The organism is Pseudomonas cichorii (assembly GCF_019719005.1).
Classification (GTDB): domain Bacteria; phylum Pseudomonadota; class Gammaproteobacteria; order Pseudomonadales; family Pseudomonadaceae; genus Aquipseudomonas; species Aquipseudomonas cichorii_E.
Genome location: NZ_JAIGPJ010000003.1, coordinates 134,034 through 157,829, shown reverse-complemented (window position 1 = coordinate 157,829; position 23,796 = coordinate 134,034). Strand labels below are relative to the sequence as shown.

Sequence of the window (23,796 nt, the reverse complement as noted above, 5' to 3'; positions counted from 1 at the left end):
GAAAAAAGTTTTAATTCATGACGTTGCGTTTATGTTTGATTAGAGCGAATTCATTCGCGAATGAATTCGCTCCTACGCACGCTGGTGTTAGCCCTCCAGAAACACATTGCTCTGCACCCGGTTTACTCCGCTTGCCAGCATCGCCTGCCAGGCATTTTCCAGTGACCCGTTCATGTCGATGGCGCGGCAGGCGTCTTCGATCACATAGGTGGTGAAACCTGCCTTGCGGGCATCCTGTGCTGACCACGAGACGCAGAAATCCAGTGCCAGGCCGACCACGAACAATGTGTCGATGCCGCGCTCCTTCAGGTAACCGGCCAGCCCGGTCGTGGTGGTGCGATCCGCTTCCATGAAGGCGGAGTAACTATCGATGTGCGCATTGAAGCCCTTGCGCACGATCAACTGCGCATGGGGCAGGTTCAGGTCAGCATGTAAGTGCGATCCCTGGCTGCCTTGCACGCAATGATCCGGCCATAACGTTTGAGGGCCGTAGGGCAGGGTGATGCTCTCGAAAGGCTTGCAGCCCGGATGGCTGGAGGCAAAGGAAATATGACCGGCCGGGTGCCAGTCCTGAGTGAGGATCACCCGTGTGAAGCGTTCGCCCAGGCGGTTGATCAAGGGCAGGACTGCGTCGCCGTCGGGTACTGCCAGTCGGCCGCCGGGCATGAAGTCATATTGCATGTCGATGACCAGCAGGGCGCAGTTGGCAGCAGCGGGCAGGTGGGAAAGTGGCATTTGGTGTAGTTCCTGATGAGGCTGTGCAGGACGCCAGTTTGCCTCTTTCCCGGTGCATTTGCGAAAGGACCTGACGTGTCCATTTTTATTTATTGGCAATTTGTATCAAGTAGTAATGAGAATCTGTACTATTCGCGCAAAAAAACCTGCCGGGTCCCATGAAGGCCTGGTTTTTCATCGGGGATATACACGTTCATGCGTCGTACTTTAGTTTCTCTCTGCGTCATTCAAGCCATCAGCCAGGCTGCCTGGGCTGATCCGGTTACTGCCGATAAAGCGTCGATCGAGCTGCAGAATATCGACATCCAGGGTGCTGCCGATACCGAGCAGGCGACAGGCCCGGTTCAGGGCTATCGTGCGACCCGTTCCGCCAGTGCCACCCGCACTGACACCTCTTTGCATGAAACCCCGCAGTCGGTCAGTGTTGTCACCCGCGAAGCGGTTGAAGACATCAGTGCAATACGCCTGCAGGATGCCCTCGACTACGCCGGTGGCGTTGGCCGTGCCAACAACTTCGGCGCGCAGGGCCTGACGACCTTCACCGTGCGTGGCTTTACCACCGGTGAGTTCTACCGCAATGGTTTCCCGATCAATCGGGGTTACCCGAGCATGCCCGATGCCAACACCATCGAGCGTCTTGAAGTTCTGCGCGGCCCGGCGACTACGCTGTATGGCCGTGGCGATCCCGGCGGTACGTTCAACGTGGTTTCCAAGCAGCCGCTGGCAGAAAGAGCCGTTACCCTGGGCAGCCAGATCAACGATCAGGGCATGAAGCGCGGCACGCTGGATGCCACCGGCCCGCTGGATGACGAAGGCCGTTTTGCCTATCGCCTGAACGTTGTGGGCGAGGGCGGCGATACCTTCCGCGATCACGTTGAAACCGAGCGTTACGGCATTACTCCGGTCTTGAGCTGGCAGGTCAACGACGCGACCCGCCTCATCTTCGAGGGTGATTTCATGCGCAACAATGCGCCCCTCGACCGTGGCCTGACACGCTACACCAACCAGACGCGCACGGCTTCCCGTGACTCGTTCTTCGGCGAAAAGGACGCGGGTAAGCTGCACACCGACACCAGCATGGCGCAGGTGCGTTTCGAGCATGACCTCAACGACAACTGGAAGCTGGGCGGTGGTTTCCAGCTGCTTGATGGCACCATGCAGGGTGATGCAGTCGAGGCCAATGGCATGAATGCCGATGGTCGTACCCTGTCGCGTAACTACAACTACCGCAAGCTGGAGTGGACCGACCGCGACCTGCAGTTCAACGTGACGGGCAACTTCACGGCCGGTGGCTTCGACCACACACTGCTGGCTGGCGTGGAATATGAGGATTACGACTACAAGTCGATCATCCAGCGCTCCGCGGGCGGTCTGAACGTCTACACCATCGATATCTACGACCCGGTCTACGGCCAGGCGCGTCCGGCGCTGACCCGCACCACGACCCACGACAAGGAAAACCTCAAGACCTACGCCGCGTTCCTGCAGGATCAGGTGGCTCTGACCGAGCGTTTGAAATTGCTGGCCGGTGCCCGCTTCGAGCGTTTCGAGCACGACTATGACTCTTATGTCTCCAATGCCGAAGACTTCACCAAGGCTGACAACGCGGTCACTCCGCGTCTGGGTCTGGTCTACGACCTGACCGACACGGTCGCGGTCTACGCCAACACGGCGCGCTCCTTCAAACCAAACACTGGCGCGAGTCGTCTGGGCGGTGGTTTCAAGGCCGAGGAAGGCAAGTCCTATGAGGTCGGTGTGAAGTGGCAGGCGCTTGATCGTCAGTTGAACGTCGATGCGGCTGTCTATCAGATCGACAAGAAAAACGTCCTGACCAGCGATCCACTTGACTCAAACTTCAGCGTTGCAGCGGGTGAGGTGCGTAGCCGTGGTTTCGACCTGAACGTGGTCGGCAACCTGACTCCAGAATGGCGTCTGATGGGTAACTATGCCTACGTGGATGCCGAAGTCACCAAGGATAACTCGCTCAGAAAAGGTACTCGTCTGGCGAATATCCCGGAGCAGAGCTTCAGCCTGTTGAACGTCTATGAGTTCCAGGACGGCGTTTTCAGAGGTCTGGGCGTTGGCGCGGGTGGCCGTTATGTGGCTCAGCGTGAGGGGCGGACGGTTAACGAGTCGTTTGATATGGACAGCTACACGGTTTTCGATCTGCTGACCTACTACAAGGTCAACGATCGCGTGAAGCTCAATCTTGATGTGAAAAACCTCTTCAACAAGGAGTTTGAAGAAGGGGCGTGGGGCAATGCCTTCGCTTACCCAGGCGCACCGCGCACTGTGCAGGCCGGTATTTCCTACAGCTTGTAAGGCATGAAGTCTTCGCGGGCTGGCTCGCGAAGACTTTCCGTTACATCAGGCAAACACCCGGATTGGCGCATCCGCATGCCAGGCCTGGATATCTTCAATCATCTGACTGAAGAAGGTCCGGTAGTTGTTTTCGGTGACATAACCGATATGCGGGGTCGCCAATACGTTGTCCAGCGTGCGAAACGGATGTTCGGCTGGCAACGGCTCGATATCGAAGACGTCCAGCGCCGCACCGGCAATCCTGCGTTGTTGCAGGGTCGCAATCAGCGCCGCTTCATCGATGATCGGCCCGCGTGACGAGTTGACGATATAAGCAGTGGGCTTCATCCAGCCCAGGGCTTGTGCATCCACCAGTCCGCGACTGCGGTCGCTGAGCACCAGATGCACCGACAGCACGTCGGCCTGCTCGAACAATTCCTGTTTGCTGACATAAGTGACACCCGACTCCGCTGCGGCTTCGGCTGTCAGGTTCTGGCTCCAGGCAATGACGTTCATGCCGAAAGCCTGCCCGTAACGGGCAATCCACTTGCCGATACTGCCCAACCCCAGAATCCCCAAGGTCTTGCCATGTAGATCGCTGCCCAGGCCGACCTGCCATTTGCCTTCGCGCAATGAATTGGCTTCTGCCACCAGATTGCGGGTGATGCCCATGATCAATGCCCAGGTCAGCTCCGGTGCGGCGTGCTTGTAGCTTTCGGTGCCACAGACTTCGATCCCTAGCCGCTTCGCGGCCTTGATATCAATGGCGGCGTTACGCATGCCACCGGTCACCAGCAACTTCAGACGCGGCAACTGGCTGAGCAAGGCTTCATCGAACAGGGTACGTTCACGCATCACGCAAATGATCTCGAAACCTTGCAGGCGCTGCACCATGGTCGCAGTGTCGGCCGGGAAGTCATGAAGAAAACTGACTTCACCGATGGGTGCCAGCACCGACCAGTCCACAACGTCGCGAGCAACGTCTTGCCAGTCATCGAGCACTGCAATGCTTGTTTTTGTCATTCGAGAGCTCCGGGTCTGAATGTTTGCCTGTCAGCCAAACAGGCTGGCAGCGATATTGATGGAAAACCCCAGAATCGAGGTATTGAACACAAAGCCGATCAGGCTCTGGGTCAGGACGATCCTGCGCATGTTCCGGCTGGCCACACCCACATCCGAGGTTTGCACGGCAACGCTCAGGGTGAAGGAGAAATACAGAAAGTCCCAGTAATCGGGCCGGGTTTCGCCATCGGCAAAGCGCAGGGCGGGTTCCTTGCCTTTCCAGGTGTAGAACAGGCGGGCGTAATGCAGGCTGAAAACTACGCCGATCATCAGCCAGGAGCCAGCGATGGTCAGGCCGGTAAAGGCGTAATGCAACATGCGCTCGTTGGGGAGCATGTCCTTGTTGCCTGCCAGTTCGAGGAAGATGGCTGCGAGGCTGGCCAGTGCCGCAATGCTCACGGTCATTAGCACCACGCCAGCATTTTCATCCTCGATCATGGCGATTCTTTTGACGTCTTCGGCGTTGCTGCGCAGGGTGCGGGTGAAGATCAGGATCAGGTAAAGCCACACGCCAAGGTTCCAGCCGGTCAGGCAGTTGCTGGTAAAGGAGGCGTCTTTACAAAAGAGGGCGGAAGCGATGCCGCCCGCCAGGCCCAGTAACGTGGCCAGACTCAGGCGTGGGTGAGTGCGAGCGATATGCAGCATGACGGTCAGTCGCGACAAAATGTTGCACACACCATAGCACGTCATGATCGGAGCAAAAAAAACGGCGCGTAAGGGGGTTACGCGCCGGTTGCCAGGGGAGAGCAAGTTTATTGATAGACGGGTGGAGTCAACGCACCAGGCAAGGCTGCTTGTTGTTGAACTCCCAGTTCGGAATCAGGAACTGCATGGCGACCGCATCGTTGCGTGCGCCCAGGCCCATGCCTTTGTACAGTTCATGGGCCTTGTTGAGTTGGTCTACATCCAGCTCGATACCCAGCCCCGGTTTTTTCGGGACCTGTACATGGCCGCCGATGATTCGCAAAGGCTCCTTGGTCAGGCGCTGGCCGTCCTGCCAGATCCAGTGGGTGTCGATGGCGGTGATATCCCCCGGTGCAGCGGCGGCTACATGGGTGAACATCGCCAGGGAAATATCGAAATGGTTGTTGGAATGCGAACCCCAGGTCAGACCCCATTCGTTGCACATCTGGGCGACCCGTACCGAGCCCTGCATGGTCCAGAAATGCGGATCGGCCAGCGGAATGTCCACGGACTGCAACTGGATCGCGTGACCCATCTCACGCCAGTCGGTGGCGATCATGTTGGTGGCTGTCTTCAGGCCGGTGGCGCGGCGGAACTCGGCCATGACTTCGCGACCGGAAAAACCGTTTTCCGCACCGCACGGATCTTCGGCATAGGCCAGCACATGATGCTGATCGCGGCACAGGCGAATGGCTTCTTTCAAGGACCAGGCGCCGTTCGGGTCCAGGGTGATGCGTGCATCGGGGAAGCGTTCGGCCAGCGCGGTCACCGCTTCGATTTCCTCATCGCCGCGCAATACGCCGCCCTTGAGCTTGAAGTCCTGGAAGCCATAACGGCTGTGAGCGGCTTCGGCCAGACGCACCACGGCTTCGGGTGTCAGTGCTTTCTCGTGACGAACCCGGAACCAGTCGTTATCGGCGTCCGCTTCGCTGCGATAGGGCAGGTTGGTCTGATGCTGGTCGCCGACATAAAACAGATAACCGAGCATTTCCACCGAGTCGCGTTGCTGGCCTTCGCCCAACAGTGCAGCTACGGGCACTTCCAGATGCTGGCCGAGCAAGTCGAGCAAGGCAGCTTCCAGTGCGGTCACCGCGTGAATGGTGATGCGCAGATCGAACGTCTGTTGGCCACGGCCTCCCGAGTCGCGTTCGGCGAATGCCTGGCGCACGTTATTGAGGATCTTCTGATACGTGCCGATGCTGCTGCCGACCACCAGTGAGCGGGCATCTTCCAGTGTCTGGCGAATGCGCTCGCCGCCAGGGACTTCACCCACGCCGGTATTACCGGCGTTGTCCTTGAGAATCACGATATTGCGGGTGAAGTAAGGGCCATGGGCGCCGCTGAGGTTGAGCAGCATGTCATCGTGGCCCGCCACCGGCACGACCTGCAGGCTGGTGATGACAGGGGTCTTGTTTGGAGTGTTCATGGTCTGATCCTTTTAAAGGCGAGTCCGTGAGTGATCAATGACTGGCCGATGTCTGTACGGCGGCAACCGGTGTGGCGCCAGGCTTTGGCTTATTGCGGGCGGCAAAGACGATGACTGCGGCAATCAGCGACGTTGCGGTCAGGCCATAGAGTCCACCCTGAATCGAGCCGGTGTTCTGTTCGAGAAGGCCGAAGGTGGTCGGGGCCACGAAACCGCCCAGGTTGCCCACCGAGTTGATCAATGCGATGACTGCCGCAGCAATCCGCGCATCCAGATAGGCTTGCGGGATGGGCCAGAACAGTGACGATGCCGATTTGAAACCAAGGGCCGCGAAGCAGATGGCGACAAAGGCAAAGACCGGGCTACCAGTGGTGGACAGGAACATCCCGGCGGCTGCGATCAGCAGGGCAGTGGCGACCCAGGCCTGCTGGTGTTTCCATTTGGCCGATAACGAAGCGAAGGCGTACATGCCGATGATCGACAGCAACCAGGGGATCGAGTTGAAGAAGCCCACCTGAATGTCGCTCAGGTCACCCATTTTCTTGATGATGCTGGGCAGCCAGAACGTTGCTGCATAGATAGTCAGTTGAATGAAGAAGTAGATCAGGCAGAACAGAATGATCTGACTGTCCTTGAGCAGCTTGCCCAGTGACGGCTTGATGGGGGTTGCGGCTTCACGGGCCAGTTGCTCGTCGTCGATGGCTTTGACGAGAGCGTCCTGTTCTTCGCGGCTCAGCCACTTGGCATCGTGAGGTTTGGAGTCCAGCCAGAACCAGACAAAGAAGCACAGACCCACCGAGAACATGCCCTCGATAAAGTACATCCACTGCCAGCCTTTCATGCCCAGGCCATTGATCTGCAACAGCAGGCCTGACAAAGGGCCGGCAATCAGCGAAGCAATGGCCGAGCCGCTGAGGAAGATGGCAATGGCCTTGCCGCGTTCGGCGCCTGGCAACCAGCGGGTGAAGTAGTAGATCACGCCCGGGAAGAAACCGGCTTCGGCCACGCCCAGCAGGAAGCGCAGGATATAGAAGTGGGTTTCGTTCTGGATGAAGGCCATGCAGGAGGCAACGATGCCCCAGGTGAACATGATGCGTGTCAGCCAGATTCGGGCGCCGACTTTTTGCAGCAGCAGGTTGGAAGGAACTTCGAACAGCGCGTAACCGATGAAGAACAGACCGGCACCCAGGCCATAGGCCGCAGCACCGATGCCCAGATCATGCTCCATGTGCGAACGCACGAAGCCGATGTTCACCCGGTCGATGTAGTTCACGATGAACATGATGACGAAAAGCGGCAGAACGTGGCGTTTTACTTTGGATATGGCCGAACTCAGGACCGGGTCCTTGTGGTCAGCTATCCCGGGATTGGACGTGCTCAAGGTTGAATCTCCCACTCGTTGTTTTTATGCGGGTATGTGCAAGATGTGTCCCTTGCATTGTCGGTCATCATACAAGTAAAAGTTTGCCGCGCAAGTCCCTCTGACGTTTTGTATCAGGCATTTTTTGTCTTTATTGAAAATGAACAGGTTTGGAGTAGATGTGGCTTTTTCAGGGTTTTTATTGTTTTAATCCCATAATTCATTGGGTTTTAAGGTTTTTTAAGGGTTTATGAAGCTTGGGCTGGAGGGCGTTTTCGAGAAAGGGGGAGCAGAAGATTCTTGAAAAGACAGCCGGTGCTGAAAAAGATGTTGTTTTGATTTTATGATCACTTGTCTGACAAGTTAGACAAGTACAGAGCCCTTGGCAAACGGGCATCCCGCAGGCGATCCGATGTTATGATCCAGCCCATCGTCGACCTTGCACTCGTTGTTTCAGACAAGTGAGAGGCTCAGAAACCGGTGTTTCAGGACATGACCTTCATGCAAGAACCCAGCATCGCCTCTTCGAAACGTCGTCAGCACAGCCTGGCCACCGATCTGGTCACCGAGCTCAGCCAGCGGATCCTGCTGGGCAAGATTGCGCCCGGTCAGAAGCTGCCGTCCGAAAACGAGATCGTCCGTGAGCATGGCGTCAGCCGCACCGTGGTGCGCGAAGCGATTTCCAAGTTACAGGCGTCGGGGCTGGTGGTGACCCATCACGGCGTCGGCACTTTCGTGCTGGAGCGCAGCGACCAGACCGGGCTGCGTCTCAAGGTTGAAACGGTTTCCCGGGTGCGGGATATCATCGAGCTGCGTATCGGCCTGGAAACCCAGGCCGTGGCCCTGGCCGCACTACGGCGCACCGATGAGCAACTGGCGGCGATGCGTCAGGCGCTGGATGACTATCAGGACCTGCTGGCCAATGAAGACAGTTGTGTGGAAGCCGACAAGCGCTTTCACATGCTCATCGCCGAAGCGACAGGCAACCCGTATTTCATTGAAATCATGCAGCACCTGGGCAGCGCGATCATTCCCCGCACGCGCATCGCCTCAAGCGAGCGCGCCGGTGCCAGCATGGCTCCCCACGGCTATCTGGCCAACCTCGAACATGAAGCCCTGCTCAGCGCCATCCGTCGCAAAGACCCCGATGCTGCGCGGGCTGCAATGTGGACCCACTTGAGCAACAGCCGCGAACGCCTGGTCCCGCTGTAAGAGCAATCGGCGCTCTGCTCATTCGCGAAGACGTCATATTCCAGATAATAGATATGCATTGGATGTACCGGCCTCTCGCGAATGAATTCGCTCCTACGCCGTACAGACAATCCCCGAACTTGCAGGCACACTCCCGATCTCAATAAATCCAAAAATGTGTCCCATGCCTATCCATTCCAGGCCTTTCCCACAACAAGGTTTCTTCCATGTTCGCCCTTGACCGAGTGCTGGCTCAGGACATTGTCGATCGGGCCATGGCGATTCTTCCTTACAACGTCAATGTCATGGACTATCTGGGCATCATCATTGGCAGTGGCGACCCCGAACGGTTGTGCACCCGGCATGAAGGTGCGCAGTTGGTGCTGGCCAACAGCCGGGTCGTGGAGATCGATTCCCAGGCGGCGCTGCATCTGGGTGGCGTCAAACCTGGCGTGAACCTGCCGCTGATGCTCGACCACAAACTGGTGGGCGTGCTCGGCATTACCGGCGAGCCGGACGAGGTGCGTGTCTACGGTGAACTGGTGCGCATGACCGCCGAAATGCTCATGGAGCATCGTCGTCAGCAGGCTGATCGCCAGTGGCGCTTGCAGCGCAGCGAAGACTTGCTGGCTCGCCTGCTGTTGCAGGACTGCCCGGAAAGCCTCGTGGATGAAGCGCGACAGCTGGGGCTGCAACCTCATTTGCCGCGTCAGGCGGTATTGATTCGCCTGGCTGAGCCAGCGTCCTCGGCCAGCCAACTGGTTGCCTGGCTCAATGGCCGCTACGCCGACAGCTGGTGCGTGATGCGCGAGCCGACCTTGCTGTACTGGTGTCGTGCGACAGGCAAGGATCGCGACGATGCCTTGCTGCTCAAGCAGTTCGACGAACATGGCTGGCCGGTGCTGCGCATGGCCACTGCAGAGCAATCGGCGGACCTGCCTACTTTGCGGCATGCTTGCAGCGCTGCGCAGGACCTGCTGGATTACGCCAGCCAGTCCAGGCCCGACCAGCGTCTGCTGCGTCTGTCGGCTTATCGCCTGCCGGTGCTGTTCTGGCGTCATCGTCACGACTGGCTGGCCCAGGAAGTCGCCGAGCCGATTGGCCGTTTGCACAATCATGGCCAGTTGCTTGAAACCCTGTGCAACTGGTTCGAATACAGCGGGGAAAGCCAGGCCTGCGCCGAAGCCTTGGGTATCCATCGCAACAGCCTGCGCTACAGGCTGGAGAAAATCGCCGAGCTGACGGGGTGTGACCCTTACAAGACTGATGACTTGCTGCGATTGTATCTGGGCGTGCAGATGACACCTCGCTCTGGCTGAAGGCGAATTTTGTTCAAATGACCGATAACCTTTGAAATTCATTGTGCGAAGGTCAGGCGGAAAATCCATGACGGGGTGAGAACATCCCTGCATCGGATATGGAGAACAACAATGAAAATCGTCATCGCACCCGACTCTTTCAAGGACAGCCTCAGCGCCCAGGCTGTCGCTACTGCCATTGCCAGCGGCCTTGCCGACGTCTGGCCGACTGCCGAATTGATCGAATGCCCGATGGCCGACGGTGGCGAAGGCACTATCGAAGCCGTATTGGCTGCCTGTAACGGGCAATTGATGAGCGCCGAAGTTCGTGGCCCCCTGCAAAGCCCGGTTCAGGCCCATTGGGGCTGGCTGCCCCACAGCCGCACCGCGATTATCGAAATGGCCATGGCCAGCGGCCTGCAATTGCTGACCCTCGAACAACGCAACGCCTGCATCACCACGACTTACGGCACTGGTCAGCTGATTGCCGAGGCGCTGGACGCCGGTGCGCAGCGGGTGATCCTCGCCATTGGCGGCAGCGCCACCAACGATGCTGGCACCGGCATGCTGTCGGCACTCGGCGCTCGCTTTCTTGATGGCAATGACCAGCCGTTGGTGCCGGGCGGTCTGGCCTTGACGCAACTGGCTCGCGTCGACCTGAGCGGGTTCGATCCACGCCTGTCCGATGTACGCTTTGAAATCGCCGCCGATGTGGACAATCCCTTGTGCGGCCCGAACGGTGCGTCGCACATTTTTGGTCCGCAGAAAGGCGCATCCCCCGAACAGGTTCTGGCGCTTGATGCTGCGCTCGGGCATTTCGCCGGCCTGTCCGTGCAGGCGGTCGGCCAGGATCTGCGCGACAGCCCCGGCAGCGGTGCCGCGGGCGGTATGGGCTTTGCGGCCAAGGCCTATCTCAAGGCCTCATTCCGGGCGGGCGTGGAAGTAGTGGCCGATCTCACCGGTCTTGAACAGGCGCTGGTGGGCGCGGACCTGGTGATTACCGGGGAAGGGCGCTTCGATGCCCAGACCTTGCGCGGCAAGACGCCCTTTGGCGTCGCCAGAGTTGCGGCCCGCCATCAAGTGCCCGTCATCGTGCTGGCCGGTACCTTGGGCGAAGGCTATGAGCGCTTGTACGAACACGGCATCAGCGCCGCCTTCGCCCTGGCCAGCGGCCCGATGACCCTGGACGAAGCCTGCCGCAATGCCGCAAGCCTGCTGCATGACCGGGCGCGAGATCTGGCGCGGGTCTGGTGTCTGGCGGGGCGGTAACATGCCGTTGTTGACGCCTGTCATCTAACTTCCCTAAGGTGACGGCGTTTGCAATTTGCGAAGGCCATTCGATGCCCTCGTGTCACTGAGCATGTAAAGGCTGCGCAATGAGGCTGTACCAACCCCCTCTGACCTTGACGCCACGTATGTTGACCCTGGTCGCGAATATCAGCGAGCGGGTCGGGCGCTTGTCCGCCATGGATGAAACCAGCCAGACCCCCATGCTCAGGCGTGGTAACAGGATTCGTACGATTCAGGCGTCGCTGGCCATTGAAAACAATACCCTGAGTCTGGAGCAGGTGACGGCTGTGCTTGAAGGGCGGCGAGTTCTGGGGTTGCCTCGCGAGATTCAGGAAGTGCGCAATGCTTTTGCTACCTATGAAGCCATGCCGCACTGGAGTCCCGGCTCACTTGAGAACCTGTTGCAGGGCCATCGCACGTTGATGCATGGCCTGATCGATGACGCAGGGCATTTCAGGTCGGGTGGTGTCGGTATCTATCGTGGCGATCAACTCATGCATATGGCACCGCCTGCCAGTCGGGTGTTGCCTTTGATGAATGATTTGCTGGAGTGGGCCAGAACTTCCGATTTGCATCCATTGATTGCCAGCTGCGTTTTTCATTACGAGTTTGAGTTCATTCATCCGTTTGCTGACGGTAACGGGCGGATGGGTCGTCTCTGGCAAACGCTGATGCTGAGTCAGTGGAGGCCGGTGCTGGCGTTTCTGCCGGTTGAAACGGTTATTCGTGATCAACAGGAGGACTATTACAGCGCCTTGTCTGCTGCTGACAGAGCCTCGGAAGCGACGCCCTTTGTCGAGTTCATGCTGGTTGCGTTGCAGCAGGCGCTGGATGAAGCGACTCAATCTGACTCAACCCCGGCGCTGGTGACCGCACAAGTAACCGCACAAGTAACCGCACAAGTAAAACGACTGCTTGAGGTCTTTCTGAGGAGTGACCCACAGTTGAGTGCCGGGGATTTAATGGTGCTTTTAGGGCTCAATCATCGTCAGTCGTTTCGTAAAAGCTATCTGGTTCCTGCTCTCGCAGCAGGGCTGGTGGAGATGACTGATCTGGATGCGCCACGCAGCCCTAGGCAAATGTATCGCCTGACCGAGCTCGGGCGGGCGGTAATCACCGTCCTCTGAAACCAGGCGCAGCCGTGCTGTTACGTAACGTCAACTCAAACGGCAGCACGATATGGCGCTGTTCGATGGGCTTTTTCTCTATCAGGGCGACCAGCATCTCGACGGCTGTCTGACCAAAGGCTTCGGCGGGTTGGGAGATGGTGGTCAGTGGCGGGTCGCAGTAGGCCGCCAGCGGGATGTCGTCGAAGCCCACCAGTGACAAGTCTTCGGGTACGCGCAGGCCTTGTTCCTTGATACGTTTCAGTGCGCCGATGGCCATTTCATCGTTTTCGCAGAAGAGCGCGGTGGGGCGTTCGGGTAATTCCAGGATGGCGCTCGCGCCGTCATAACCGGCCTGCAGGCTGAAGTTGCCGTGGCAGATCAGCGTCGGGTCGAAGTCGATACCGGCCTGTTCCAGTGCATCGAGGTAGCCGGCCACGCGGTCGCGGGTCAGCGGGCTGCTTCTGGGGCCTTTGATCAGGCCGATGCGGCGATGCCCCAGTTCGATGAGGTGCTCGGTCATGGCTTTGGCCGCCGCGTGATTATCCAGGCTGATGGTCGGATGGCGGCCATCCCGGATCACTTCGCAGGCGTTGACGATGGGCGGCAAGTCGGCGCTGGAGCAGGGCGTGTCGTAAGGGTCGTAGGCGCGCAGTTGAATCACGCCATCGGCCTGATGGGCATACACCAGCTCCGCAAATGTCCGTTCGATTTCCTCGCGGCCCTGGGTGTCGCACAGCAGCAGTCGATAGCCGGCGGCCTGGGCAGCCTGTTGAGCGCCGCTGATCACTCGGGCAAAAAAGGTGTTGGCGATGGTCGGCACCAGAATGACCAGATTGGCGGTCTTGCGGGAGCGAAACTGCACCGCCATGAGGTTGGGGCGATAGCCGGCCTGTTCCACGGCGGCATTCACCTTGTCGCGAGTCTCGGGGAGCACACGCTCGGGTGACTTGAGGGTTCGCGACACGGTAGCGACTGAAACCCCTGCCAGTCGGGCCACTTCACGGATATTGGACAAAACCACCTCGTTTCAAGCTGTGCGGCCTGCGAGCTTACCGCAGGTTGAGCGTGTGCAGAAATCTTCGAAAACCCGGATCCTGAGTTTGACACCCGGCATGGGAGGGGATAAGTTCTCGCCACGATGTAACCGGTTACATCTCAGTAAAACCTGAGCCTGACCTTGCTTCGAACAGAGAAGATTTCGTGATGAATGCAGCAATTCCAAAAATAAGAATGGGTTTTGTCGGCGGAGGTGAGGGCGCGTTCATTGCCAAGGCTCACCGCCAGGCCGTCGGGCTTGATGGATGTTATGAGCTGGTCTGCGGCGCTTTCAGTCGGGATACCCGAAACAACCGCAACACGGGCCTGGCGCTGGGTTTGCCAGAGTCACGCTGCTATGACGACTGGCAGCACATGCTCGAAGCCGAGCGTGCGCTACCGGCAGACCAGCGCATGGAATTGCTGGTGATCGTTACCCCCAATCATTTGCATGCTCCCATTGCCAGCCAGGCCCTGAGCGCAGGCTTTCATGTGTTCAGCGAAAAACCCGCCGCATTGAATCTGGCCGAGTTGCTGGACTTGAAGGAAGTCGTCGGTCGCAGCAATCGCCTTTATGGCCTGGCTCACACTTATCTGGGTTATCCGATGGTCTGGCAGGCCCGGGACATGGTGCGCAATGGCGTGATCGGCGAGCTGCGCAAGGTGATTGTCGAGTATCCCCAGGGTTGGCTCAGCCAGGATGTCGCAGGGCAGGGCAACAAGCAGGCTGATTGGCGAGGCCGACCCGAGCATTCTGGAGTGGGTGGTTGCATTGGCGATATAGGCACCCATGCGTTTTCTCTGGCGGAGTTCGTCGCCGGTCAGTCGATTGTGCAACTGTGTGCGATGCTGGGCGTACATATCGAAGGCCGGCAACTGGACGATGATGCTTCGATGCTGTTCAAGATGGCTGAAGGTGCCAGCGGCGTGCTGATTGCCAGCCAGGTTTGTGCCGGTGAGGAGAACCCACTCAAGATTCGCCTCTATGGCAGTAAAGGTGGCCTGGAATGGCGCCAGGAAGATCCTGCCAGCCTTATCCATCGTTCTCTCGACCAGCCTTTACGCATCTTGCGCTCCGGTGTCGGCCAGCCCTGGCTGTGTGACGCCGCCAGCCAGCGCATGCGTTTGCCCGCCGGTCATCCCGAAGGCTATCTCGAAGCCATGGCCAACCTCTATGGCGATTTCGCCAGCGCCATTCGTGCCGACATCGACGGCAGCGATGCCGAGGGTGTGCCCGGCATCGATGTCGGATTACGCGGCATGGCCTTTATCGAAACCGCGATCGCCAGCCATCGCGGCGACGCCAAGTGGACCGATCTGGTCTGCACTCAGGGAGCACGGTCATGAGTCAGGCATCCACAGGCTTGCGCGGGCCGGGTATTTTTCTCGCCCAGTTCATGTCGGCTGAAGCACCGTTCGACACACTCGCCAACATTGCCCGCTGGGCTGCGTCTCATGGTTACAAGGCCATTCAGTTGCCGACGCTGGGCACGCAGTTCATCGATCTGGCACGGGCTGCCGAAAGTCAGAGCTATTGCGATGAGCTGAAAGCTGTCTGCGCTGAAGCCGGTGTCGAGATCAGTGAACTGTCGACGCACCTGCAAGGCCAGTTGGTGGCGGTGCATCCGGCGTTCGACACGCTGTTCGATGACTTCGCGCCGGCTCATCTGCGCGGGCAGCCGCAGGCGCGTACCGAATGGGCCATCGATCAGTTGAAGCTGGCTGCGCGGGCCAGTCAGCGCCTGGGCCTGACGGCGCATGCGACTTTTTCCGGCGCGTTGCTGTGGCCTTATGTCTATCCATGGCCACAAAGGCCCGCAGGTCTGGTGGAGCAGGGCTTTGCCGAACTGGCGAAACGCTGGTTGCCGATCCTCGATTGCTTCGATGAGGCTGGCGTTGACCTCTGTTACGAGATTCACCCCGGCGAAGACCTGCACGATGGTGCCTCGTTCGAGCGTTTTCTCCAGGCTGTCGATCATCACCCACGGGCGGCGATTCTGTATGACCCGAGCCATCTGCTGCTCCAGCAAATGGATTACCTGGGTTTTATCGACCGTTATCACGAGCGGATTCGCATGTTCCACGTCAAGGATGCGGAGTTCCGTCCCGATGCCCGATCCGGTGTCTACGGCGGCTATCAGGGCTGGGTCGAGCGCCCTGGCCGTTTTCGGTCTCTGGGCGATGGCCAGATCGATTTCAAATCCATCTTCAGCAAACTGGCGCAATACGATTTTGCCGGCTGGGCCGTACTGGAGTGGGAATGCTGCCTCAAGGATTCTGCGCAGGGTGCAACTGAAGGTGCGGCATTTATCCGGCAACACATGATCAGCAAAACCTTAAAGGCCTTCGACGACTTCGCCAGTGTGGCCACCGATGAGCAATCCAACCGCCGGCTATTGGGGCTGCCTCCCGACGTCTGAAGCTTGCCCCTGAACTCAACGCTGTTTACCGCCATAAAAATAAAACGGTGACTGTTATGACCCCTATGACTGCGCGTCTGAGCGCCATGATGTTCCTGCAGTTCTTTATCTGGGGAGGCTGGTTCGTCACCCTGGGGACTTTCCTCTCCACCAGCCTGGGCGCCAGCGGCGGTCAGGTCGGCATGGCATTTTCTACACAATCCTGGGGCGCGATCATTGCGCCCTTTGTCATCGGCCTGATCGCCGACCGCTATTTCAACGCCGAACGTATCCTCGCCGTGCTGCACCTGTTGGGCGCGGTGCTTTTGTACCAGCTCTATCGTGCGCCTGACTTCAGTCAGTTCTATCCCTATCTGTTGGCCTACATGATCATCTATATGCCGACCCTGGCATTGGTTAACTCGGTGGCCTTCCGGCAGATGAAAGACCCTGCACTGGAATTTGCCCGCATCCGCGTCTGGGGCACCATCGGCTGGATCGTGGCCGGTGTGGTGATCAGCTTTGTCTTTGCCTGGGACTCCCAGGCCGCGATTTTGTCCGGCGCTCTGCGCAGCACTTTCCTGATGTCATCCCTGGCGTCACTGGCGCTGGGGCTGTACAGCTTTACCCTGCCGAGTACACCATCGCAGAAATCCACAGCGGGTCGTGAAGGTTTCAGGCAGTTGCTCGGGCTGGATGCTTTGGGCCTGTTGAAGGACCGCAGTTATCTGGTGTTCTTTATTGCCTCGATCCTGATCTGCATTCCGCTGGCGTTCTATTACCAGAACGCCAACTCGTTCCTGGCAGAAATCGGCGTGGCCAACCCCACGGCAAAAATGGCAGTGGGCCAGGTTTCCGAAGTGGTGTTCATGCTGCTGTTGCCGCTTTTCATTCATCGCTTCGGTATCAAGGTTGCCTTGTTGGTCGGGATGCTGGCCTGGGCCTTGCGTTATCTCCTGTTCGCCTACGGCAATAATGGCGACCTGGCTTTCATGCTGTTCGCGGGCATTGCCTTGCATGGCATCTGTTATGACTTCTTCTTTGTGTCGGGCCAGATCTATACCGACGCCAAAGCATCGGAGCGCTTCAGAAGTTCGGCTCAGGGACTTATTACCCTGGCCACTTATGGCGTGGGCATGCTGATCGGCTTCTGGGTCGCCGGGCACGTTTCCGATTATTACGCAGGCCCCGAGGGCCATGCCTGGCGCAGCATCTGGTTGTTCCCTGCGACCTTTTCACTGGGCGTCGTGCTGGTCTTTCTGCTGGCGTTTCGCGATTCGCGACCTGCCGGTATCGCGCTTTCCAAATCCTGAATACACCAATAACCAATAAAGGAAGTTGCCATGGGTTTTATGAAGTCTGCCGCACTGTCTGCACTGTTTATCGGAGTTGCATTGGGAGGGAGCACAGCAATGGCTGCGCCGCCTTCGAGCGGCACCAGCCCGATCGCTCTGCAAATGTATACGCTGCGCAATGCAGGTACGCTTGAACAGCAACTGGCCATGGCAAAAAGTGCGGGTTTTCGCTCCCTTGAAGTCGTCGGCAATCAGGGCGTTACTGCCAATGAACTCAAGTTCCTGCTGGACAAGTATCAGTTGAACGTCGTCTCTTCCCACGAACAATTGGCAACCCTGCGCAACAACCTTCCCGCCACCATTGCCTTTAACCAGACCATCGGCAACAAGGTTCTGGTACTGCCCTGGCTCGATCCGGCCGATCGTCCGACCGATGCCGCAGGCTGGCGCAAACTGGGTGGGGAACTGGATCGTCTGGGCGCCAGGTTGCGGGAGTACGGCATGAAGCTGGCTTACCATAACCATGATTTCGAAATGAAAAAGTATCAGGGCAAGACCGCTTTCGAGTGGCTGGTCAGTTCTACAAAACCCGAGAATCTGTTGCTTGAAGTCGATGTGGCCTGGATTTATCGCGGCGGGCACGACCCGGCTCGTTTCATCAGACAATATGCCGGTCGACTGTTTGCCATTCATGCCAAGGACAACTCCGGCATCGGAGTACGTGATGATGAAATGAACTTCGCGCCTTTGGGAGAAGGTTTGTTGAGCTGGAAGGAAATCATTCCGGCTTATGAGCGAACTGACAGGCCTCTTTATATCGTCGAGCACGACCTGCCCAAGGACCCGGTCGCCATCATTACCACCGCAAGACGTAATCTTCTGGCCGAACTCGCGGCCGAACGTGTTGCGGGCAAGTGAATGTATAAAGTTTGAAACAGGTGTTTGAGCGGGGCCTGTTGATTACAGGCCCTGTCGCAAAAGTACGTTGTTCTTCTCGAAAAAATGATTCCATTCTGCTCTCAAGAAGCCTTGCGAGCCGTCGATATGATAGGAGGTTGTCTGACAACCAGTTACAAAACTGCCTTCTAAATATAAGAGCCTCTCGCCATGAACTTACGCACATTAACTATCGCTCGCCGTGCGGGCCTGGGTTTTACCCTGATTTCCCTGCTGGTTGCGTTGTTGGGTTGGTTCTCGCTGGTGCAGATGTCTGCGATTCGCCAAAGCGAAATCGCGGTTGAAACCAATTGGCTGCCGAGCATGCGAGTGGTCAACGATATTCGTGAAATCATGCTGCGCATTCGCACGATTTCCCTGCGTATGGCTCTGGACACAGATACCAAGAATATTCCTACCTACCGCAGCCAGATGGACGTGCGTAATCAGGATCTGGCCAAGAAGCTCGACATACTCGACAAGTTTGTCGATACCCCGGAAGAGAAGACCCTGGCCGATCAGTTCCGCGTCAGCCTGGGTGAATATCAGAAAGCTCTGGAGCGTTCATTCGTGCTGGCTGGCCAGGGCGACAGTGCCGGTTTGAACAAGCTGTTGCTGGTGGACATGAAAACCATCGTCGATGGCTCGGGCAAGCAACTGAGTGACATGGGCGAGTTCTACAATCAAAAGGTCGATGCTGAAGGCAAGGCCGCCGAAATCCAGTATGACCATTCACGCAATATCGTGATTGCGTTCGTGCTCCTTGCAGCGCTGGGCACTATTGGCCTGGCTCTGTTGCTGACCCGCAGTATCGTCAGGCCGCTGGAAAGCGCTGTATCGGCTGCCGAGCATGTGGCCAAGGGTGATCTGACCCATGACATCGTGGTGGATGGCAGTGATGAGGTCACTCGCCTGTTGCGTGCGCTTGAGCAGATGAAAGACAACCTGCGCACCGCCATGCGCAATATCAGCAGCTCCGCCACCCAATTGGCATCTGCTGCGACTGAACTCAACTCGGTCACTGAAGACAGTTATCGCGGCCTGAACCAACAGAATGCCGAGATCGATCAAGCGGCCACGGCCGTCAATGAAATGACTTCGGCTGTTGAAGAAGTGGCGCGCAACGCGGTGTCCACCTCCGATGCTTCCAACCATTCCAGCGCCTCGGCCAAGGCCGGTCAGGCGCGTGTGAACGAGACTGTGCAGTCGATCCAGACCCTGACCACCAACGTACAGTCTACTTCGTCGCTGGTTCAGAACCTGGCCGATCAGTCTCAGGACATCGGCAAGGTGCTGGATGTCATTCGCTCGATTGCCGAGCAGACCAACCTGCTGGCGCTCAACGCCGCCATCGAGGCTGCGCGTGCCGGTGAGTCGGGCCGTGGTTTTGCGGTGGTGGCCGACGAGGTGCGGGCACTGGCCCATCGTACCCAGCAGTCGACTCTGGAAATCGACACCATGGTCAGCGCCATGCGCAATGGCTCCGCCCAGGCGCTTGAGTCGATGATGACCAGTCGTGACCGTGCCAATTCAACCTTGTCGCTTGCCCAGGGTGCGGGTGAGTCCCTGAGCGAAATCACTTCGTCCATCAACCAGATTTCCGAGCGTAACCTGGTCATCGCCAGCGCCGCCGAGGAACAGGCACAAGTGGCCCGTGAAGTGGACCGCAATATCGTCAATATCCGCGACCTGTCCATGCAATCCACCCAGGGTGCAAACCAGATCAGCGCCTCCAGCCATGAGCTGTCACGCCTGGCTGCCGACCTGAATCAGGTCGTGTCCAACTTCAAGGTCTGAAGCAGAACCTTTACAGGTCCGCTTGCCGCTGACCGGCCGTGGCGCGCATGATTGCCCACGGTCGGAAAGACCACCGGTAAATTTCTTATCGTTGGAGGCGGCATCGCGTCATGGACAATAACAACTACAACTTCAGCAGTTGGCTGCTTTCGCAACGTCATCATCAATGGCTGGCGCAGGAAGGCATGCGTCTGCTGGCTTTCGCCAAGGCCTCGAAGCTGGAAAACGGCTTCGGCAGCCTCGACGGCTATGGCCGTCTCATGGTCGGTGCCACGGCTCAGACCATGAACACCGCCCGCATGACCCACAGTTTTGCCATGGCCCATGCTCAGGGCATTCCCGGCTGCGCCGCGCTGGTAGATCACGGTATTGCAGCCCTCAGCGGCCCGTTGCGTGACGCCGAGCACGGTGGCTGGTTCAGTGCAGCGCTGGAGGAGGGTGGCAAGACCGACAAGCAGGCCTATCTGCATGCCTTTGTCGCCCTGGCTGCCAGCTCGGCGGTGGTGGCCGGGCGCGAGGGTGCCCAGGCACTGCTGTCCGATTCGATACAGATCATCAAGACCCGTTTCTGGAGCGAGGAAGAGGGCGCCATGCGCGAGTCCTTCGCTCGGGACTGGCAGGGCGAAGAAGCCTATCGCGGTGCCAACAGCAATATGCACAGCACCGAGGCTTTCCTGGCCCTGGCGGACGTTACCGGCGACGCGCAATGGCTTGACCGGGCGCTGAGTATCGTCGAACGGATCATCCATGGGCATGCCGCGGCCAATGACTTCCAGGTTGTCGAACATTTCAGCCAGTCCTGGCAGCCTTTACCCGACTACAACCGCGACAACCCCGCAGACGGTTTCCGGCCTTTCGGCACCACGCCGGGGCATGCTTTCGAGTGGGCGCGTCTGGTTCTGCATCTGGAGGCTGCCCTCAAGCGCGCAGGCCGTCCGACGCCTGAGTGGTTGCTGAATGATGCCCGTCAGTTGTTTGCCAATGCCTGCCGCCATGGCTGGAATGTCGATGGCGCGCCAGGCATCGTCTACACCCTCGACTGGGAGAATCGCCCGGTGGTGCGCCATCGTCTGCACTGGACACATTGCGAAGCAGCCGCCGCAGCCGCTGCGCTGTTGCAGCGTACGGGCGAAAAGCAGTACGAGGACTGGTATCGCTGTTTCTGGGAGTTCAACGAAACCCTGTTCATCGACCATGAACACGGTAGCTGGCGTCACGAACTCAACGAGCAGAACATCCCCAGCGCGGATATCTGGCCGGGCAAGCCGGACCTGTATCACGCTTATCAGGCCACTCTGCTGCCGGTATTGCCGCTGGCGCCAAGCCTGGCCACAGCCTTGGCGGGCATGGCCTGACGGGAGTCAATGTGCCGGTATCCGCTTGTCGGTCAGGCGAATGATCTGCCGGGCCAGGAAGCTGCCGGTCAGGATCACGCCGAACAGGCGCAGGGTCTGCATCGCCAGCACGAAACCGACGTCGGCATGGGTGTCGATGGCAATGATCGCCATCGCATCCAGGCCGCCGGGGCTGGTGGCCAGGTAGACCGAGAGGTAGTCCTTGTCCAGCATCACGGCGATCAGCCAGGCCGAAAGGGCGCACAACACGATCAGCAGCATCGAGGCGAAGATCATCATCGGCAGGCGTCGCCAGACGTAGCTGATGGTTTCACGATCAAAGCGCAGGCCGATGTAGCAGCCTATGGCGCCATACCCCATGGCCAGCATCCAGGTAGGGATGGTGATCTGCAGCAGGCCGCTCAATTGCAGAGCACCGCCGATTACCAGCGGCACCAGCAAGGCACCGGCAGGCATTCGCGCGCCCAGCAGCACACCGAATACGATGACCCCCAGGCTCAGGCCGAAGTCCAGCAAGTTCATGCCTTGCAGCGCCACTTCACTGCTGTGCAGGTCTGCGCCGCTGTCGGGAGCGCCCATGAAGCGACTGACCAGCGAGCCCACCACCACGACGCATACGACACGCACATATTGCATGGTGGCGACCACCCGGGAGTCGGCGCCGTAGTCTTCGGACATGGCTACCATCGCCGATGCCGCGCCCGGCGAGGTGCCCCAGGCTGCCGTGTTGCTGGGGATGCCGGCAAAGCGCACCAGCACCAGCCCGACCAGCGCACTGAGCAGCACGGTCAGGATTGTGGCGAACAGCATGACATGCCAGGACTGGATGGCGGTCATCAACACACCGATGGTCATGGCGTGGGCGATCAGCACGCCCACCGTGCCCTGGCCCAGCTGGAAAAGTTTTTTATTCATGCGGATGGTCGCACCCGATACACCGAAACCGATGGCGACCAGCATCGGGCCAAGGAACAGCGCCGCAGGAACGTTCAGGTACTTGAGAAATTGCCCGAAGGTGCCTGCAACCAGCAGCAGGCTTGCCCATTGGGCCAGAGGAGGCATCGTGGATAGCGACAGACTTGAAGCACGTGGCAAGGAGGTTCTCCCAGACTTTGGCTGCCGATCAGGAACTGACCGGTCGTATAAAGTATCGACACTTCAATCGATCAAGTCTATTTTCTAATAATCATGAATTGATAACTTTGGTTGATGGATATGGACCTGCGGGACCTTACTTATTTCGAAACCATCGCCGAACTGGGGCATCTGGGCCGTGCAGCCGAAAAGCTCAATCGCAGCCAGCCGGCACTTACCAAAAGCATTCAACGCCTGGAAGAGTCTTTTGGTACACGACTGTTCCAGCGTGACGGGCGACGCATCAAGCTGACCCCGGTGGGCGAACTACTTCAGGCCCGGGGCAAAGAGTTGCAGCAGAGCATTGCCCAGACCCAGCGCGAGGTCCGGGATTTCGCCAGTGGCATGGTGGGCAATATCCGCGTGGGTTGCGCGGCCACGATGGCGGAATACCTGATGCCCAAGCTGACTTCGGCCTTGTTGCAGCGCGCGCCGGACGTGACCTTGAAGCTGGTGGTCGGACAGGACGACTTGCTCGGCGAATCACTGCGCTCCGGGCAACTGGACATGATTATCTGCTCGCTGATTCCTGACGATGAACAGGTTGTCAGCTACCCGATCCTCAAGGACGAAGCGGTGGTCATTGCCAGCAAGCACCACCCGATTTTCAAGGCGCCGCTGCAACTGAGCGACCTGAATGCCTATCGCTGGGTATTGCCGCCCACCGGTGTGTCCTCGCGCAAATGGCTGGATGCGACCTTTGCTGCCCACGGTTTGCCATTGCCTGTGGTACAGATCGAGGCGAACTCCATTTCCCTGCTGCCGGGGCTTATTGCCCAAAGTAACCTGCTGAGCTTTATCGCCAGGGAGTCACTGGAGTTTGGCAAGAACATGCAGCATCTTCGCGAGGTGCCTCTGGAGCAAACCACAATGAAACGCACCATTGGCGTGACACTGCGCAGCAGTGGCTATCTGTCTCCGGCCGCACAGAAAATGCTGCAGATGTTGCGTGACAACGGTGGCGAATTTGTAGGCTGGACCTGAGGTTTTGCGCTTTTATCCGTTGCTGCGATAGCCTGTGGTCATGCAGATGCGTAGGACGTATCTGATTTCATGAGAAAAACAGGAGCCAGGCATCCATGCAGACATCTTTATTCGCAACAGACTTTTCTCGATTTGCCACTCCGGTGCAGCATTTTGGCGGTGACCAGTCGCCTTTGAACGATGCTGATGCCGATGAAGACAATGACCCGGAAGGCTATCTGGACCTGGATATCCTTGGTCTGGATGATTTTATCGATGCCGACAAGCTGGACCCGACGATCACCGGTGATATCGGGTCATCGACATTGGGGTGAGCCCCAACTCCACCCACTCCGCGTAGGAGCGAATTCATTCGCGAGAGGCCGGTACATATTCATCGCCTGGAATGCCTCTTCGCGAATAAGC

General features: G+C 58.4%; 20 protein-coding genes and 1 pseudogene. 14 read left to right on the top strand and 7 right to left on the bottom strand.

Going from position 1 to position 23,796, the window contains the following annotated elements; all coding sequences use genetic code 11:
• Nucleotides 1-87 precede the first annotated feature (87 nt).
• Nucleotides 88-735 carry a bifunctional nicotinamidase/pyrazinamidase gene (gene pncA, locus K5D32_RS04305; RefSeq protein WP_221599354.1) on the bottom strand — a complete coding sequence of 216 codons (648 nt, stop codon included), beginning with the start codon at nt 733-735 and terminating at the stop codon, nt 88-90.
• A 195-nt stretch (nt 736-930) separates the two neighbouring features.
• Here pncA and K5D32_RS04300 point away from each other — a divergent pair, with 195 nt between their 5' ends.
• Nucleotides 931-3,057, top strand: a complete 2,127-nt coding sequence (locus tag K5D32_RS04300; RefSeq protein WP_221599353.1) for a TonB-dependent siderophore receptor — start codon at nt 931-933, stop codon at nt 3,055-3,057.
• Nucleotides 3,058-3,102: 45 nt separating this feature from the next.
• Here K5D32_RS04300 and K5D32_RS04295 read toward each other — a convergent pair whose 3' ends face one another.
• From K5D32_RS04295 to K5D32_RS04280, 4 genes are all read right to left on the bottom strand, one after another.
• Nucleotides 3,103-4,059 carry a D-2-hydroxyacid dehydrogenase family protein gene (locus K5D32_RS04295; RefSeq protein WP_221599352.1) on the bottom strand — a complete coding sequence of 319 codons (957 nt, stop codon included), beginning with the start codon at nt 4,057-4,059 and terminating at the stop codon, nt 3,103-3,105.
• A gap of 30 nt (nt 4,060-4,089) precedes the next feature.
• Nucleotides 4,090-4,743, bottom strand: a complete 654-nt coding sequence (locus K5D32_RS04290) for a DUF1345 domain-containing protein (RefSeq protein WP_221599351.1) — start codon at nt 4,741-4,743, stop codon at nt 4,090-4,092.
• A 127-nt stretch (nt 4,744-4,870) separates the two neighbouring features.
• On the bottom strand, nt 4,871-6,208 hold the full coding sequence (gene gudD / locus K5D32_RS04285; protein WP_221576936.1) for a glucarate dehydratase: 1,338 nt from the start codon (nt 6,206-6,208) through the stop codon (nt 4,871-4,873).
• Between the two features lie 34 nt (nt 6,209-6,242).
• The gene (locus K5D32_RS04280) at nt 6,243-7,568 is read right to left on the bottom strand and encodes an MFS transporter (protein WP_025259615.1); all 1,326 of its coding nucleotides are present in this window, start codon (nt 7,566-7,568) and stop codon (nt 6,243-6,245) included.
• Between the two features lie 501 nt (nt 7,569-8,069).
• On the opposite strand from K5D32_RS04280, the gene K5D32_RS04275 reads away from it, so the two are divergent.
• From K5D32_RS04275 to K5D32_RS04260, 4 genes are all read left to right on the top strand, one after another.
• Nucleotides 8,070-8,780: a FadR/GntR family transcriptional regulator gene (locus K5D32_RS04275; RefSeq protein ID WP_025259616.1), complete on the top strand. Its 711-nt coding sequence runs from the start codon at nt 8,070-8,072 to the stop codon at nt 8,778-8,780.
• A 206-nt stretch (nt 8,781-8,986) separates the two neighbouring features.
• Nucleotides 8,987-10,078 (top strand): sugar diacid recognition domain-containing protein, encoded by a 1,092-nt coding sequence (locus tag K5D32_RS04270; protein ID WP_221576937.1) that lies wholly within the window; start codon nt 8,987-8,989, stop codon nt 10,076-10,078.
• Between the two features lie 111 nt (nt 10,079-10,189).
• The gene (locus tag K5D32_RS04265) at nt 10,190-11,326 is read left to right on the top strand and encodes a glycerate kinase (protein ID WP_221592736.1); all 1,137 of its coding nucleotides are present in this window, start codon (nt 10,190-10,192) and stop codon (nt 11,324-11,326) included.
• Nucleotides 11,327-11,433: 107 nt separating this feature from the next.
• Complete coding sequence (locus K5D32_RS04260; protein WP_221599350.1) at nt 11,434-12,474, top strand: Fic family protein; 1,041 nt, start codon at nt 11,434-11,436, stop codon at nt 12,472-12,474.
• Here K5D32_RS04260 and K5D32_RS04255 read toward each other — a convergent pair.
• Nucleotides 12,461-13,471: a LacI family DNA-binding transcriptional regulator gene (locus K5D32_RS04255; protein WP_221592738.1), complete on the bottom strand. Its 1,011-nt coding sequence runs from the start codon at nt 13,469-13,471 to the stop codon at nt 12,461-12,463. The genes K5D32_RS04260 and K5D32_RS04255 overlap by 14 nt on opposite strands.
• 188 nt (nt 13,472-13,659) lie before the next feature.
• On the opposite strand from K5D32_RS04255, the gene K5D32_RS04250 reads away from it, so the two are divergent.
• The 7 genes and pseudogenes from K5D32_RS04250 to K5D32_RS04225 all read left to right on the top strand — a co-directional run bounded on the left by K5D32_RS04250 (nt 13,660) and on the right by K5D32_RS04225 (nt 21,273).
• Nucleotides 13,660-14,838, top strand: coding sequence for a Gfo/Idh/MocA family protein (locus tag K5D32_RS04250; protein WP_221599349.1), 1,179 nt, complete (start codon nt 13,660-13,662; stop codon nt 14,836-14,838).
• A complete protein-coding gene (locus tag K5D32_RS04245; RefSeq protein ID WP_221599348.1) occupies nt 14,835-15,911 on the top strand; it encodes a sugar phosphate isomerase/epimerase in 1,077 nt (358 codons plus the stop codon). Before K5D32_RS04250 ends, K5D32_RS04245 begins: the two co-directional genes overlap by 4 nt.
• 56 nt (nt 15,912-15,967) lie before the next feature.
• Complete coding sequence (locus K5D32_RS04240; protein ID WP_221599347.1) at nt 15,968-17,203, top strand: MFS transporter; 1,236 nt, start codon at nt 15,968-15,970, stop codon at nt 17,201-17,203.
• A gap of 99 nt (nt 17,204-17,302) precedes the next feature.
• A complete protein-coding gene (locus K5D32_RS04235) occupies nt 17,303-18,103 on the top strand; it encodes a sugar phosphate isomerase/epimerase (RefSeq protein WP_260407192.1) in 801 nt (266 codons plus the stop codon).
• Between the two features lie 189 nt (nt 18,104-18,292).
• Nucleotides 18,293-19,063: pseudogene (locus K5D32_RS26205) on the top strand (MCP four helix bundle domain-containing protein); the annotation flags it as partial.
• A complete protein-coding gene (locus K5D32_RS26200) occupies nt 19,055-19,918 on the top strand; it encodes a methyl-accepting chemotaxis protein (RefSeq protein ID WP_409339084.1) in 864 nt (287 codons plus the stop codon). The pseudogene K5D32_RS26205 and the gene K5D32_RS26200, both read left to right, overlap by 9 nt.
• 110 nt (nt 19,919-20,028) lie before the next feature.
• Complete coding sequence (locus K5D32_RS04225; protein WP_221576945.1) at nt 20,029-21,273, top strand: AGE family epimerase/isomerase; 1,245 nt, start codon at nt 20,029-20,031, stop codon at nt 21,271-21,273.
• Nucleotides 21,274-21,279: 6 nt separating this feature from the next.
• Here K5D32_RS04225 and K5D32_RS04220 read toward each other — a convergent pair whose 3' ends face one another.
• Nucleotides 21,280-22,335, bottom strand: coding sequence for an AbrB family transcriptional regulator (locus tag K5D32_RS04220; RefSeq protein WP_409372854.1), 1,056 nt, complete (start codon nt 22,333-22,335; stop codon nt 21,280-21,282).
• A 153-nt stretch (nt 22,336-22,488) separates the two neighbouring features.
• Between K5D32_RS04220 and K5D32_RS04215 the strand changes: the two genes are divergently transcribed.
• Entirely contained in the window at nt 22,489-23,391 is a 903-nt protein-coding gene (locus K5D32_RS04215; RefSeq protein ID WP_221599345.1) for a LysR substrate-binding domain-containing protein, read from the top strand.
• A 95-nt stretch (nt 23,392-23,486) separates the two neighbouring features.
• Nucleotides 23,487-23,705 carry a hypothetical protein gene (locus K5D32_RS04210; RefSeq protein WP_221599344.1) on the top strand — a complete coding sequence of 73 codons (219 nt, stop codon included), beginning with the start codon at nt 23,487-23,489 and terminating at the stop codon, nt 23,703-23,705.
• Nucleotides 23,706-23,796 lie beyond the last annotated feature (91 nt).